Here is a 14,025-nt window from a genome sequence, read left to right as displayed (position 1 = left end):
TCGGCCTGCAAACTACACTTTTTCGCTTATACTTCGTCCCGAAAATCCTCATTTAGCTAAGGCTAAACTCCGGTTTTCGTGCCTCGTCTAACCAAAAAATTGTTAGTTTTCGACTAGAAGACAAAAGTCCCAACACGCTCTAAATATAAGCAATCTCAGGCCAATCAAACTTAAATACCGTTTTATTTTATTTAATAAAAATTATCTAATTAAAAAAATGCCCGAATAACCGGGGTTGGACAAAAGTCTGATTTCCAGTGATTTGTATTTTGGTTTAGTGTTTGAAGCATCTATGTATAGCCCATACACGATCTGGCAGCGGTATACTCCGCGTTCGGAATAAAAAACGACAACACTAAATGGACGAGCGAAAAATGATGGCTCTCCTGAAAAAGCAGGAAAAAAGAGCGCTCGAATGGTTGTACGAAGAATACAGCCCTATTGTTTACGGAACTGTAAAACGGATTGGACAAACGAATGATGCAACAGAAGACTTGCTGGTCAAAACCTTTATTAAAGCATGGGATAACGCTCCATCAATAGATATTGCCAAAGACCGGGCGCTGCCCTGGGTTTTCAATGTATTGATCGATACGATTGCCGGGTATGCTTCATCGTTAGACCCCACCTGGAAGGCTTCTGCAATCAAGGCTTTAAAACTGGAGCTCAATGCTGACGATAACAAACACGAGCAAAATCTTGCCCGTCTGGAGAGAGCAATAGCGCAATACCCCATGATAGATGAAGTACCGATAGCAGGAGCGGAATCCAAGGATACAAAGTTGCAACAGTCGATACTTGCCCTCCGCGCTCGCCTGAAAATCAATCAGGTCTTAATGCCGCGTTGAAAGCCGAAGGTCATTGTGATCTTGCGGGGCTTCCCAAAGTCCAGTGCTTTTTAAGTATCAAATGAAAATTAGAGACAGGTCAGTAAGCACTGCAAGACTTCGGAGAAATCGCATGTTGTCCCCTTCACAAAACAATAGTGCAGGGTCAACGGCTATGAAGGTTCAGCGGGTGTGCCCAATACCGGTCTACTGACCTCCCGGGACAATAAAAAAAGGGAGCACATCTGCATGTGCTCCCTTTCTTAGTGGGCGGTGAGAGACTCGAACTCCCGACCCCCTCGGTGTAAACGAGGTGCTCTGAACCAACTGAGCTAACCGCCCTTTTTTTGTACGCTTGCAGCTCTTATGCTGCGCTATGCGTCAATTGCGAGTGCAAATATAGAGGCGAAACAAATACTGCGCAAGCTTTTGCAGGAAAAAATTTGGAGAAAAATATTCGGAAGTGAAAAAACGTTTCCTCTTTTTAGTCTGAAAACGCTTATTTTCAGGGCTTTGAAATACTACTGCTGCCATGAAAAAAATTATGAAACGCCTGCTGATTATTTTGTCCATCACCTTCGTCCTTCTGATCGGGGCTGTGGCGGTCATCGCCGGCTTCTTCGAGGAACGGATAGGCCGGACCCTCACCAGAGCTATCAATCAACAACTGACAGCCGAACTGTCGGTACAAGGCTTCGATTTGACCCTGTTCCGTAGTTTTCCCAATCTTTCTGCTGATCTCAAAGGGGTGCTCTTGGAAGATGTTGCCGGGGACCCTTTGCTAAAGGCCGAAACGGTTGGCTTCCGGTTCGGGCTGTTCAGCTTGTTTAAATCGAGCCTGGAAATCGAGTCCGTTGTGGTAGAGCAGGGCACGCTACGTATCCTGATTGACAAAAAGGGGAGGGCCAACTACGATATTTTCAAGGCAGGACCCGAGCAGGAAGAAAGCAGCGCTTCCACAAAGATCAACCTTACCAAAGCCAGCCTGAAGCAGGTGTCCATTGAGTACACTGACCTGATGCAGGATCAGCAGGTAAAAGCGATGGTCGAAACCGCTGCGTTCTCAGGGGCTTTTTCCAATACGGCATTCGAACTCGAAAGTACAGCTCAGATCCGGTCTGAATTTGTGAACCTGGATGGCGTCCGCTACCTGCCCGAAAAAACACTCGCCTACGAGATTAGTCTGTCGGTCAATCTTGATGCCGGCACCTATGAGCTGCAGCGGGGTGCTTTGGAGGTAGAAGGCAATGCCTTTCAGGTAGATGGCACTGTGGAATCCTGGAAAACCGGCACCTATTTTGACCTTTTTGCTACCGCTAAAGATGGGAACCTTGCGGGGGTGCTGGCGCTGTTACCCGCTACCTACGCCCGGCAATTGGAGGGGTTTAGCAGTAAAGGGCGGTTTGCTTTTGATGCGATCGTCAAAGGGCAATACAATGCACAGCAGCAACCTGAAGTCCGGGTGGAGTTCGGCCTGGAAGAAGGAACGCTTCAGAGCAGCCTGCTCGAAAAACCGCTGAAAGACGTCAGCCTGCAGGCAGTTTTCACCAATGGCAAGTACCGCAATTCCCAATCCTCGGTCTTCCGGCTCGACCAGTTCAAGGCGTACTTCAACCGGGAACTCATTGAGCTGACAGCCGAGGTGCTTAATTTTGATGACCCGGAAGTAAAGTTCTACCTGGATGGTGTACTGCCACTGGAATCTGCTTACGGATTGCTGGGCAAACCCAATATCACCGACGGTTCCGGAGAGGTGGAGTTTAAAGGGGTCCGCATAGAAGGGCGGTACCAGGATATTATCAACCCCAGCCGCATCACGCGCGTAGCCGCCAGTGGTACGCTGGAGTTTGATGATGCAGGGCTGGTCATCGGCGAAGAAGAGTTGATCCTGGACCGTGGAACCCTGCTGCTCGAAGGCAACCGCTTGAGTATTGAGGGGTTGCGCCTGGAAGGGGCAGGCAGTGACCTCACCTTTGAGGGGGTCGCTTTTAACCTCCTTCCGGTCCTTTTTGCCGATTCGGCCAACTCCAGCCGCGCACAGCTGGAGTTTGATGCCCGGCTGCTGGGCAGAAACCTGGATATCGACCGCCTGATGAATGCGGTAGCGCTGACGGCCAGCACCGGATCAGAACCTGCTCTATCCCAGGACTCCCTGGCTCATCAGGAGCGGCAGGCTTTGTTTTTTGGGTTCCTCAATGGCACCTTCGATGCCAATATCGAAGCACTCAACTACCAAAAAATGGAAGGGCAGGATTTTCAGGGTAAACTTACCTTCCGGTCGAACGCCATGAAGGTGCTGGGAGAAATTGCTGCCTTCGGCGGACAGGTGAACCTGGACGGGGACGTAGCTTTTGAAACCGCTCCAAAGCTAACCGCCCGCCTCGTATGCGAAAGCATCGATGTCAGTACCTTATTCAGGCAGGCTGAAAACTTTGGGCAGGAAGTGCTCACCGATCGCCACCTGAACGGGCAGCTGGAAGCCAAAGTGGCTATCTATGCCTACTGGGACGAAAAGGGCGCTTTTCTGATGGACCGGTTGAGGGTGCTTTCCGGAGTGGCTATTTCTGATGGCACCCTGCAAAAACTCGAAATGCTCGAGGACTTTTCCGACTTTGTACACATCGGTGATCTGCGGGAAATTAACTTTGTTGATATGCAAAACTTTCTGGAGATCAGGAACCGCCGGCTCTACCTGCCAGTGATGTTCATCCGCAGTAATGCCCTGAACCTGACCATCAGCGGGGAACATTCATTTGATAATGAAGTAGCGTATTACCTCAAGGTGAATGCCGGACAGGTACTGGCGGACCGCTTCCGCAGGCACGACCCGGGTCTTAGGCCTAAGCCTGCCCGCCGGTCTGGTTTTTTCAACCTTTACTATGCTATGCTGGGCACGCTGGAGGACTACAACATCACTTCTGCCAAGAAACGGGTACAGGAAGACTTTGAACGGAGCACATTTCGCAAACGGGAAATTCAACGGGCGCTTGAACAGGAGTTCGGTATTGTGGAGTTCATCGAAGAACCGGAAGACTGGAAGGATATCCCCGAATACGAGCACGATACCTACGATCCGAAAGATGAAGAATACCTGGACTTTGAGGTCGGCGGCCGGTGACTTACCTTTGCCCCGATGAGTAACAAAACCCTGCATACCCAAATGATCCGGGAAGAGGCCCGGCGACTTGGTTTCTCCTTTATCGGTTTTGCCAAAGCAACGCGCTTGGATGAAGAAGCCCGGCGGCTGGAGGCCTGGCTCAACAAAGGCATGCATGGGGAGATGAACTATCTGGAAAACCACTTTGAAAAACGGGTAGATCCCCGAAAGCTGGTGCCGGGCGCCAAGACAGTGGTGACCCTCATGTACAATTACCACACGGCCCGCACACAAGAGGACCCCGAGGCTCCAAAGATTTCCAAATACGCTTACGGCAAAGACTACCACTTCATCCTCAAGCATAAACTTAAGGACCTGATGAAGTTCATTCAGGCGGAGATCGGTGCAGTGGATGGGCGGGTGTTCGTAGATTCTGCCCCCGTTCTGGAACGCGACTGGGCAGCGCGCTCCGGCCTGGGGTGGGCCGGTAAAAACACCTTACTGATCAATCCCAAAGCCGGGTCTTATTTCTTTCTGGCAGAGTTGATCATTGACCTGGACCTGGTGTACGACCACCCCATAAAAGACTATTGCGGCACCTGCACCCGCTGTATTGATGCCTGCCCCACAGATGCGATCAGCCCGGAGGGTTACGTGGTGGATGGCAGTAAATGTATTTCTTATTTCACCATTGAACTGAAGGAGGCGATACCAGAGGCCTACCGGGGCCAGTTCGAAAACTGGATGTTCGGCTGCGATATTTGTCAGGAAGTCTGTCCCTGGAACCGCTTCAGCAAGGAACACGACGAGCCCGAATTCGAGCCTCACCCCGATTTGCTTCAACTGTCTGCCCGGGATTGGGAAGAGATTACCGAAGACGTTTTCCGGGAGCTCTTCCAGAAATCTGCAGTGAAACGCACAAAGTACTCCGGGTTGAAGCGTAATATCGAGTTTCTGAAACACCCACCAAAAAATACGGGCCATGAAGTATAACTGGCTAATCGGCATACTCCTCCTCCTTTGGAGCTGCAGCCCGTCTGTGGAAAATACGGATGCTCCCGCGCCTGTACAGCCGGCCCCCGAACGAGAGCCGTATACGGAGGACAGGCTGCCGGATGTGAAGCCGCACGGAGGCTGGATCGTTTGTGGGGGCAGCTGGACGGCAGGACAGGGGGCGGATCTCGGAACGGGCTATGCTGATCAGTTGGGAGAAAGGGTAGTCAATGCCGGTATTTCCCGAGAGCCCCTGCCAGGGCTCCTGCAACGCCTGCCCTTGCTCTTAGAGCGAGGGCCCGAAGGGTTGATCCTGGAGATCGGCCACGACGACGAAGCTCTGGAAGCCCCTTTGGAAGCTTTTCGGGAGCACCTCAACTCGCTTGGGCAACTTCTTAGTGCCCATCCCGGGCTCCAACTGCTTATTGTAGTATCCGCCACTGACCCTGCTTACCGGCAGGCAGTTACGGCTTTCGCCGAAAGGCAGGGCGCACCCACGCTGAATAGTGACCACTTTTTTCATCCCCCTTCATCACAGAGCCATTTGGCCCTTGCCCGCCAAATCCGGGAAATGTTGTATGAATAGATTGCTTTTTGCAGGTTTTGTAAAAGAATTGGCATTTCGGTGTCTTCCGGGAGTTACATGTTAACTGACTGTGAACTTCTATTCGGCCTCTCCGTTAGAAGACACGAATGATGATAATTCTCCAATCAATTAAAAAAGCAAACATGAAAAAATTGAATTTGTGGCTACTCGCCATCTTCGCTCTTTCCGCACTTACATTTACTGCCTGCGATGACGATGACGATACGGATCCGATGCCAGAGCCTACCACTATTGTTTCTTTCGCGGTAGATAGCGATAACTACACCATCCTCGCGGATGCAGTAGTTGCTGCCGGGCTCGACGGTGTATTGTCTGGCGATGGTCCATTTACAGTGTTCGCACCTGATAATGCAGCATTTGAGGCATTGCTTGCCAGCAATCCGGACTGGAACAGCCTGGATGATATTCCAGCAGCAACGCTGACTGCCGTGCTGACCAATCATGTACTCTCTGGTGAAGTGACTTCTTCCGATTTGATGAGTGGTTACTACTCAACGTTGAGCGCGACCGGCTTTGGAGAAGCAACTACAAGCCTGTACGTCAACCTGGATAATGGTGTTATCCTTAACGGTGGTCCTGAAGTCGTAGTTCCCGATGTGGATGTAGATAACGGTGTGATTCACGGCGTAAACGAAGTGATTCTACCACCTGATGTTGTAGACTTTGCTACCTCCAACCCGGCATTATCTTCACTGGTAGCTGCATTGACTCGCAGCGACCTGACCGTAGATTTTGTAACTGCGCTGAGAGGCGATGGTCCGTTCACCGTATTTGCGCCAAGCAACGAAGCCTTTCAGGCACTGCTGGATACCAACGATGACTGGACAACACTCGCTGACATTCCGGTTGGCACACTTGAAACCGTACTGTCTTACCACGTAAGCAGCGGTGTGAATGCACGCTCTACGGATCTCACTGACGGAATGATGGTAAGCACCCTAGCAGAAGGCGAGACCCTTCAGGTCGACCTTTCTAACCCCGATGCACCACAAATTGTAGGTGGCAGCAGCACTGCTACAGTAGTTGCAGTTGACATTCAGGGCGTGAATGGTGTCGTACACGTTATTGACACGGTACTCTTGCCATAAGCTCCCGCAGTAATAAGTGAATAAGAAAAGCGCCATTCGGATTGGATCCGGATGGCGCTTTGTGTTATGGCTTAGGCGGTTTCAGGGTTTACTTAAAGGCTTCGGTTTTATCCAGTTCCTGAAACCGGGCCCACGCACGGTCGGCAATTTCCCGGGTAAGCTTTTCAATATAATAGCTGCCGGCACCGGGGTCGATGACCCGGTCAAGATGGCTTTCCATTTTGAGCAGATGCTGCAGGTTGCGGGCTACGCGCCGGCTAAAGGGCGTATCTGCTTCTTTTTGCGCATGACTGGAAGGCAGTACGTAGAGCCGGTCTATCCCTCCGATGACTGCAGACATAGCCTGTGTGCTGGCGCGGATCATATTCGCATTCGGGTTTTCATCCTGCGACTCCTGCGCAAAGTGCCCCACTACGAACGGTTGTTTGCCCTTCACCCCATAGCCTTTAAGGATGTTGCTCCAAAGGAGCCGCAACGCCCTGAATTTGGCAATCTCCACGAAGTAGCTTTTGCTGATCGCAATACCAAACTGCATGTGCTGATTGCTGGTGTCAGGGTCTATTCCCTGAGCAGTAAGTAACGACAGGTACTCAGCCCCTTTAGCCATAGTGAGTGCCAGCTCTTCCACCACTTGCTCAGGCCCGCCGTGGAAGGTTTTGGCATTTACCTGCAGGGGGCGAACCTTTGGCCACTCTGCCGCGCAGGACTTAATGAGTTCAGCCATCAGCTCAACCGGGAGCTTGGGGAAGTCAAGGATAGGGTCAAAATCAATAGTGAAGTTAGCACTGGGGCCTGTTACCCCTTTTTCCTTGTACCATGCCCGGAGCAGGGTGAAAAGTTGAGCGGGTTGCTTTTCGGTATAGTGCTCGCTGAAGTTGAGGGTGACCATTTCCGGGGCCACCCCTTCAAGCAATTGGTTTAGCCGGCCCGCATTAAGGGGGTGGAACAATCGGAAGAGGGGAGCCTGCACGCCCCCTTTAAGCCCTTCCAGTAATTCCTGATTAGCTTTTTTCGTGTCTTCGTATACGTTGATGTATTCTCCGATCTCCCAGTCATTGTCCCGCCTGCCGGCAAGGAGCGGAGCGGTAGCCTGATGGCTCATATCTTCAGGATGATAAAACGGGGCAATGGAAAGGTCTTCGCCCAGGTGCCAAAATAAATCTTCAAGTGGTTTACCTTTCAGGTCTTTTTCCACTTTGGCAACCCAGGTTGCCTTGTCTACAGCCGGAAATTCTTCAAGTAGGTTTTTCATAAGCGGCGTTTTTTGCTCACTGCCAATTTAAAATAAAAAAAGCAGAGAGCCGTTGCTCTCTGCCATCAAAGTGTCCTGTAATAAGAAACCCTTTACAAACCTACAAGCAGGAAGTAGTACCGCCTGCTTATAGATGCTAAGGGTACAGGGTCGTCAGCGGGGCATTTAGCCAGCTTTCTTCAGGAAAGATAGCTTTTGTCAGGGTGCGGTGGTCCGGTGCCCAATCATCAAAATCAGGCTCTGGAAAATCGCTTATCTGATACAAGTGAGGGATCGGGTTGCCCCAAGTCGGACAGCCGCCCGCTACTTTCAGGGTTTGAGTAGCCTGATAAGCATTCTGCCCGCAAAGGTCCCGCACCGTCCACTTACGGTAGATGATGCAAAGCCCGTTTTCAAATAGTGTTTCATCATCCCAGGTAGCCAGGAAACTACAGGATTCCTCACCCAGGTCAATCTGATCGTGTGTAGTCAACCGGTCCCCATCAGTGTCAATGACCGGAAAGCCGGTGTAGTCCGGCCCCGAACGAGCGGGGTGCTCTAATAAAGGTGCTTCAAGTCCATCGTAGGATTCCGGAAATAGAATGTTATCCATCGCCGGCTTTTCGATGGCAATCAGCTGTGTGAACGTACTAATGGGCGATTCACTGTCCATAGCCGTCCAGGAACGCTCTACCACGCCAAGGGCATTGCTCAAAAACTCGAAGCTGGAGAGCCTGATTTCAAAACCCTGATGGCCCGCTTGGGCCCAAAGCTTTAAGGTGTCTCCTGTGTTCAGGAAAGAAGAAAAAAATGTGTTGGAAGGCTGCCCGGGGCGCAATGCCTGTACAGCTTCATTATTGATAGACACTATAAAAGTGTGTTTAGACAAAGAGGAGCCCCCAACGTAACTCCAATCAAATCTGACAAATCCGTCAGCCGGAATAGCAAGCTCGTAAGCTGCCTGGCTTCCGGGCGTCAGAAGGATTGAAGCACTATTAGCCCCTTCGACTAATACTGAATTGGGAGCTCCGGTGACATCTACCCCACCGTCACCATGTCTTGCTGCGCTGGTCCAGTTGGACCAGGCAAAATAGCCTTGCCAGCCCTGGCTTTGACAGCTCAGGTTAAAGTACTGGTCTTCAAAAGAGTAAGCAATTGATTCAGACGGCGGGTAAGATAAAACCGGTGGTGGTACCTGCCATTCTTCCTGACAGGTTACAGTACCGTGTGTGCCCGTAAGTACAGGCCATTGGGGGGAACTGACCGTTGCCTCAGTCTGGGCATATAGCCCAATAGGCAACAGGCAGAAATACAGAAGTATTTTTCTTTGTTTTGGGATTACTACTCGCATGTCTTACTCTTTCTGCTAACTGGTCATCATGGTTGACCAAACAATTTCTGAGGTTGATGGAACATCAACCCAAACTTAATCATTAAAAGCTGCTTGTTGAAATAGCGGAAAGATAGATGAGTGGGACACACAGAGTGTTTAAACCAGGACATACCTGCTTTATCATGGGATTATGTAGTTTAAGGGATCAATAAATCTGAAGGCACCTTTCATGTTAGGGAATACCTAATCAATCGGGTGGTCGCCTTCTTTGATACAAATATAGGATTTACTGCTATTTATTCCATACCGCATACCCGGTATTTTGAAAATTTAAGTTATTGTTATTTGTATTTAATTGATTTGAAGGGTTTTGTGTTAGGCTCCGCTCCATAGGTCTGCAGAGCGGAGCCCAATCTTACGCTTCAGTCCGGTTGTGGTTCATTACCTTTTCCTGGTGGTTGATAGACTCTTGGTGAACCGCCTTGAGGTACACCGTGATAAATTCTTCGCTCAGGCCTTTGAGTTTACCTTTGGTGACGGCACGTTCCAGGATTTCATTCCAGCGGCTGGTTTGCAGGATCGCGATGTTGTTGCGCTGCTTGTACTCACCGATGCGTTCGGACAGGCGCATCCGGTTGCTGAGCAGGTTGAGCATTTCCTCATCCAGCTCATCAATTTCGTGCCGCAGGTGCTCCAGGTTTTCCAGAAACTCCGTATTGTCAGTGGTGAGCTGCCGGAAAATCAGCTGTTCCTTCATTTCCAGAAACTGAGCTGGGGTGATTTGCTGAGCAGCATCGCTCCAAGCCTGATCGGGGTCAGGATGGACTTCAGTCATATAGCCATCAAAGTTGAGGTCAAGTGCTTTTTGGGCAACAGACTTCAGAATGTCCCTGCGCCCACAGATATGGCTGTTGTCACAAATAATCGGCAGGTCCGGGAATTCCCGCTTCAGGTCAATGGCGATTTGCCAGCGCGGCACATTGCGGTACTTGGTATCTCCGTGGTAGCTGAAGCCCCGGTGGATGACCCCAATTCGGGTAATGCCTGCTTTATAGATGCGCTCAATAGCACCTACCCACAGTTTAAAGTCCGGGTTGATGGGATTCTTGATGAGCACCGGTATGTCCACGCCTTTCAGGGCATCAGCTACCTCTTGTACGGAGAAGGGGTTGACGGTAGTGCGTGCTCCAAGCCAAAGCACATCAATCTGATGCTTGAGGGCCTCGAAAACGTGCTGCGTATTGGCGACCTCGGTTGTCACCTTTAGCCCGGTCTCCTGTTTCACCCGGCGCAGCCAGCTCAGCCCTTCGGTGCCTACACCTTCGAAGGCGCCCGGGCGGGTGCGGGGCTTCCATATGCCCGAACGAAATAAATCGATGCCTTGGCCAGCCAGGGCGCGGGCAGTGGTCATCACCTGCTCTTCCGTTTCGGCACTGCAGGGGCCCGCAATAATCAGCGGCTTGTTCGTCGGTTTATCCTTGAGTAGAGGTTGGAAAGTCATGTCCATGATTACGTGAGTTTGAAATTATCTTAAAATGCGTTTGATATCATTAGCTTGTGCAATGAGCCTGTAAAAGGTGTCAAAATCTTTTTTGATGAGCAGCGAACGGAACCGCGCAAGCTGATTAATGTGCTCGTCCAGCACATCCAGTACGTGGTCTCGGTTTTGCCGGAAAATAGGCACCCACATGTCGGGCGAGCTCTTCGCCAGCCGGACGGTAGAACTGAAACCACCGCTGGCCAGCTCAAAAATGCGCCCTTCGTCCCGCTCCTTCTCCAGCACTGTCAGCGCTAACGCGAAGGAACTGATGTGCGAAATGTGCGATACATAGGCAGAGTGCAAGTCGTGGGCTTCCCGGTCCAGCTCCACGATGCTCATCGGGATACTGTTGTACATCGACCTGACCCTTTCCACAGCATCCTCATCGCTTTGGTCAGTATCAATTAATACAGCGCACTTGTGGTCAAACAAGTTTGGAATAGCGGCTTCCGGCCCGGAGAACTCCGTTCCGGCCATAGGGTGGGTCGCTACATAGCGCCCGCGCCTTTGGTGCTGATCCACGGTGTTGAGCAGTTCGGCTTTCGTAGAACCAACATCGATCACTACCTGGTCCTCTATCAGGTCGAGTACCTGCGGAAGCAAGGCCAGCATGGCATCTACCGGCGTGGCCAGCACGATCAGGTCAGCGGCTTTGACACCGGCCTCCAGGGGCATCGCCTCATCAATCAGGCGGCGGCGTATAGCCTTGTCCAGGTTGCCCTGACTGGCGTCTATTCCAATAACCCTGCCTGCAAAGCCATTCTCCTTTAAGGTGATGGCCAGCGACCCGCCGATTAACCCGATACCGATAATTGCAATGGTCATATTTAAATGTAAAGTGTCAGTCTGTGTTAAGGTAAAAGTGGCTAGGGTGCCACACTATTCCGGACTCCGCACCCTGCGCATCGCCTCCTCGTATAGTGCCCCGTCGCTGCACAAAGAAATCCGCAGGTAGCGATTGCCCTGAGAGCCGAAGATGCCACCCGGTGTGATGAAGACGTTGTGTGTGTACAGCACTTCATCTGCCAATGCGTACGCATCGGCGTAGTGGGCAGGGATTTCCGCCCAGACAAACATGCCCACCTGCTCCGGGTCATACTGGCAATTTAGCGCATCAAAGAGCTGGAAAACAGTTTCCCGCCGTTCGGTATAAACGGTATTCAGGCGCTGGTACCATTCGGGAGGGCTCTTTAACGCTTGTGCAGCAGCGAGCTGTACGGGCTTGAACATCCCAGAGTCCATGTTGCTCTTGAACCGCAGGACGACCTTGAGGTAATCCGCCCGCCCGGCCAGCATCCCGATGCGCCAGCCTGCCATGTTGTGGCCTTTGCTCAGACTGTTGAGCTCGAGTGCGACATCCTTCGCGCCCGGTATACTGAGAATGCTGTGCTGCTGCTCATTGAGAATAAAGGAGTAGGGGTTGTCATTGACAATAAGGATTTTGTGGCGGCGGGCAAAATCAACAATACTTTTCAGGAATGATAAGTCAGCAGACCGGCCCGTGGGCATATTCGGATAGTTGAGCCACATGATTTTTACGCGGCTCAGATCGCTGTGCTCCAGGGCATCCATATCTGGCAGCCAGCCGCGCGCAGGCTCCAGCTTGTACTCCCGGATGGTCGCTCCGGTCAGGTTGGATACCGCCCGGTAGGCAGGGTAGCCGGGGTTGGGTACGAGTACCTCGTCTCCACTTTCCAGAAAAGCCATGGCAATGTGCATTAAGCCTTCCTTGGAGCCCATAAGGGGCAGCACTTCTCCTTCGGGGTCTAGCGTAGCGCCAAACCACTGTTGGTACCATTGGGCGAAAGCCGACCGCAGCTCCGGAATGCCCGTATAGCTTTGGTAGCCGTGCATGTCGTTGTGGAGTACGGCATTGGTCAGGGTTTCAATGACCTCCTGACTGGGCGGCAGGTCCGGGCTGCCAATGCCCAGATTGAGGACGGGCTTGCCTTCAGCCCGCATTTGTGCAATCTCCCGGAGCTTCGTCGAGAAGTAATACTCCTTGACTTCGCCCAGGCGGCTGGCGGGTTGAATGATCATTTCGGTTTTGGCTACTGTTTTGGTCATTACGGAATGAAGTTCTGATGAATGAGTATTGACAGACCGCTTACAAGTCCTAACACGCTCTTAATATTCATAATGCTCCCCGCAGGCATAAACGCCATGCACTTGTAGGTTTCGGGTTAGGGGGCTGATGGCATCGAGCGCCTGCTTGTGCCCCACTTTGCCCTGTACGATGAAGTCGATGTAAAACTGATACTCCCAGGGGTGTCCGATGATTGGCGCGGACTGTATTTTGGTCAGGTTGACATTATAGGCAGCCAGCACAGCCAGCACCTTATACAAACTGCCGACCTCATGGTCCGTGGCAAAGGAAAGCGATACCTTTTCCAGTTTGCCATTGAGCTCGGCGGTTCCTTTTTCCAGGACCAGGAAGCGCGTATGGTTCTTTTTATTGGTCTCAATACTGGCAGCCAGGATCTCGAGCTCATACATTTCTGCTGCCAGTGTGCTGGCGATAGCACCAACGTGCGACCAGCCATTCTCGCTGATTTGTCTGGCACTGAGGGCTGTGTCTACGGTTTCAACTAAGCGGATATGCGGGTACTCAGCAAAAAATTCACGGCATTGGGCTATAGCCATATGGTGAGAATGCACTTCACGGAGTTCTTCAATACGCACACCTGGCAAGGCCATAAGATTTTGCTTAATACGAAGAAAAACTTCTCCTGTGATGTGCAGCCCGGATTGCTGCAGCAGGGTGTAGTTTTGCATGATACTCCCTGCCAGGGTATTTTCAATTGCCATCAGGCCGATATCCGCTTGTTCCTGAGCTTCCACCATCTTCACCAGGTCTTCAAAGGTATGTGCCGGAACGATCTGCAGTGCCTGATCCTGAAAGCAGTAGCGTGCCGCAATCTCATGAAAGGCGCCGGCGTAACCCTGAATACTGACCCGCAGTGGGGTGGAAGTGGTGTTGCCAGCAGCATAGCCGGCCTGTGTCTTGGTCATGGTCTTATGAATTGTTCTAAAAAAAGCCCCGCTGTTGGGCGGGGCTTTCGTTTCGTTCTTATGCTTATGCACGTGCACTCAACGGCAGCCCCTTTGGTGGATAACCAAAAAAGAAAAAGTAAAAAGAGTAATACGCCGCTTTTTGGCCGTACATATTGGTTTGGTTTTTTGATTAGGCCCTGAAAATAAAGAAGCCCTGCTTGAACAGGGCTTCTAAATATCTTTCAGCAATCCGCAAGATTTAGCAGCCCCTATGCTCTGGCATAAAAGTAAAAGCTAAAAAAATAGTTGCGGTAA

The 14,025-nt window shown here is 51.3% G+C and carries 11 protein-coding genes and 1 tRNA gene; 5 read left to right on the top strand and 7 right to left on the bottom strand.

Annotation, left to right across the window (positions count from 1 at the left end):
• Nucleotides 1–359: 359 nt before the first annotated feature.
• A complete protein-coding gene (locus RIC19_RS23890; RefSeq protein WP_350180907.1) occupies nt 360–848 on the top strand; it encodes an RNA polymerase sigma factor in 489 nt (162 codons plus the stop codon).
• A 246-nt stretch (nt 849–1,094) separates the two neighbouring features.
• On the opposite strand, the gene RIC19_RS23885 is transcribed toward RIC19_RS23890, so the two are convergent.
• Nucleotides 1,095–1,169, bottom strand: a tRNA-Val gene (locus RIC19_RS23885).
• 190 nt (nt 1,170–1,359) lie between these two features.
• Between RIC19_RS23885 and RIC19_RS23880 the strand changes: the two genes are divergently transcribed.
• From RIC19_RS23880 to RIC19_RS23865, 4 genes are all read left to right on the top strand, one after another.
• On the top strand, nt 1,360–3,945 hold the full coding sequence (locus RIC19_RS23880) for an AsmA family protein (RefSeq protein WP_350180906.1): 2,586 nt from the start codon (nt 1,360–1,362) through the stop codon (nt 3,943–3,945).
• A gap of 15 nt (nt 3,946–3,960) precedes the next feature.
• Nucleotides 3,961–4,917 carry a tRNA epoxyqueuosine(34) reductase QueG gene (gene queG, locus RIC19_RS23875; protein WP_350180905.1) on the top strand — a complete coding sequence of 319 codons (957 nt, stop codon included), beginning with the start codon at nt 3,961–3,963 and terminating at the stop codon, nt 4,915–4,917.
• The gene (locus tag RIC19_RS23870) at nt 4,907–5,503 is read left to right on the top strand and encodes an SGNH/GDSL hydrolase family protein (RefSeq protein ID WP_350180904.1); all 597 of its coding nucleotides are present in this window, start codon (nt 4,907–4,909) and stop codon (nt 5,501–5,503) included. The genes queG and RIC19_RS23870 overlap by 11 nt, the downstream gene beginning before the upstream one ends.
• A 143-nt stretch (nt 5,504–5,646) precedes the next feature.
• The gene (locus RIC19_RS23865) at nt 5,647–6,612 is read left to right on the top strand and encodes a fasciclin domain-containing protein (RefSeq protein ID WP_350180903.1); all 966 of its coding nucleotides are present in this window, start codon (nt 5,647–5,649) and stop codon (nt 6,610–6,612) included.
• Between the two features lie 88 nt (nt 6,613–6,700).
• Here the strand turns inward: RIC19_RS23865 and RIC19_RS23860 are convergent, their stop codons facing one another.
• From RIC19_RS23860 to RIC19_RS23835, 6 genes are all read right to left on the bottom strand, one after another.
• Nucleotides 6,701–7,864, bottom strand: a complete 1,164-nt coding sequence (locus tag RIC19_RS23860) for a methylmalonyl-CoA mutase family protein (protein WP_350180902.1) — start codon at nt 7,862–7,864, stop codon at nt 6,701–6,703.
• Nucleotides 7,865–8,000: 136 nt separating this feature from the next.
• Complete coding sequence (locus RIC19_RS23855; RefSeq protein WP_350180901.1) at nt 8,001–9,194, bottom strand: hypothetical protein; 1,194 nt, start codon at nt 9,192–9,194, stop codon at nt 8,001–8,003.
• Between the two features lie 397 nt (nt 9,195–9,591).
• Nucleotides 9,592–10,683, bottom strand: a complete 1,092-nt coding sequence (locus tag RIC19_RS23850; RefSeq protein ID WP_350180900.1) for a chorismate mutase — start codon at nt 10,681–10,683, stop codon at nt 9,592–9,594.
• 18 nt (nt 10,684–10,701) lie between these two features.
• Entirely contained in the window at nt 10,702–11,541 is an 840-nt protein-coding gene (locus RIC19_RS23845; RefSeq protein WP_350180899.1) for a prephenate dehydrogenase, read from the bottom strand.
• A gap of 54 nt (nt 11,542–11,595) precedes the next feature.
• Nucleotides 11,596–12,783 (bottom strand): pyridoxal phosphate-dependent aminotransferase, encoded by a 1,188-nt coding sequence (locus tag RIC19_RS23840; protein WP_350180898.1) that lies wholly within the window; start codon nt 12,781–12,783, stop codon nt 11,596–11,598.
• Between the two features lie 60 nt (nt 12,784–12,843).
• Entirely contained in the window at nt 12,844–13,728 is an 885-nt protein-coding gene (locus RIC19_RS23835; protein WP_350180897.1) for a prephenate dehydratase, read from the bottom strand.
• Nucleotides 13,729–14,025: the final 297 nt, after the last annotated feature.

This window comes from Phaeodactylibacter sp. (assembly GCF_040219495.1).
Lineage (GTDB): Bacteria > Bacteroidota > Bacteroidia > Chitinophagales > Saprospiraceae > Phaeodactylibacter.
The sequence above is the reverse complement of the archived record's forward strand: the minus strand, read 5'-3'. Positions and strand labels throughout refer to the sequence as shown.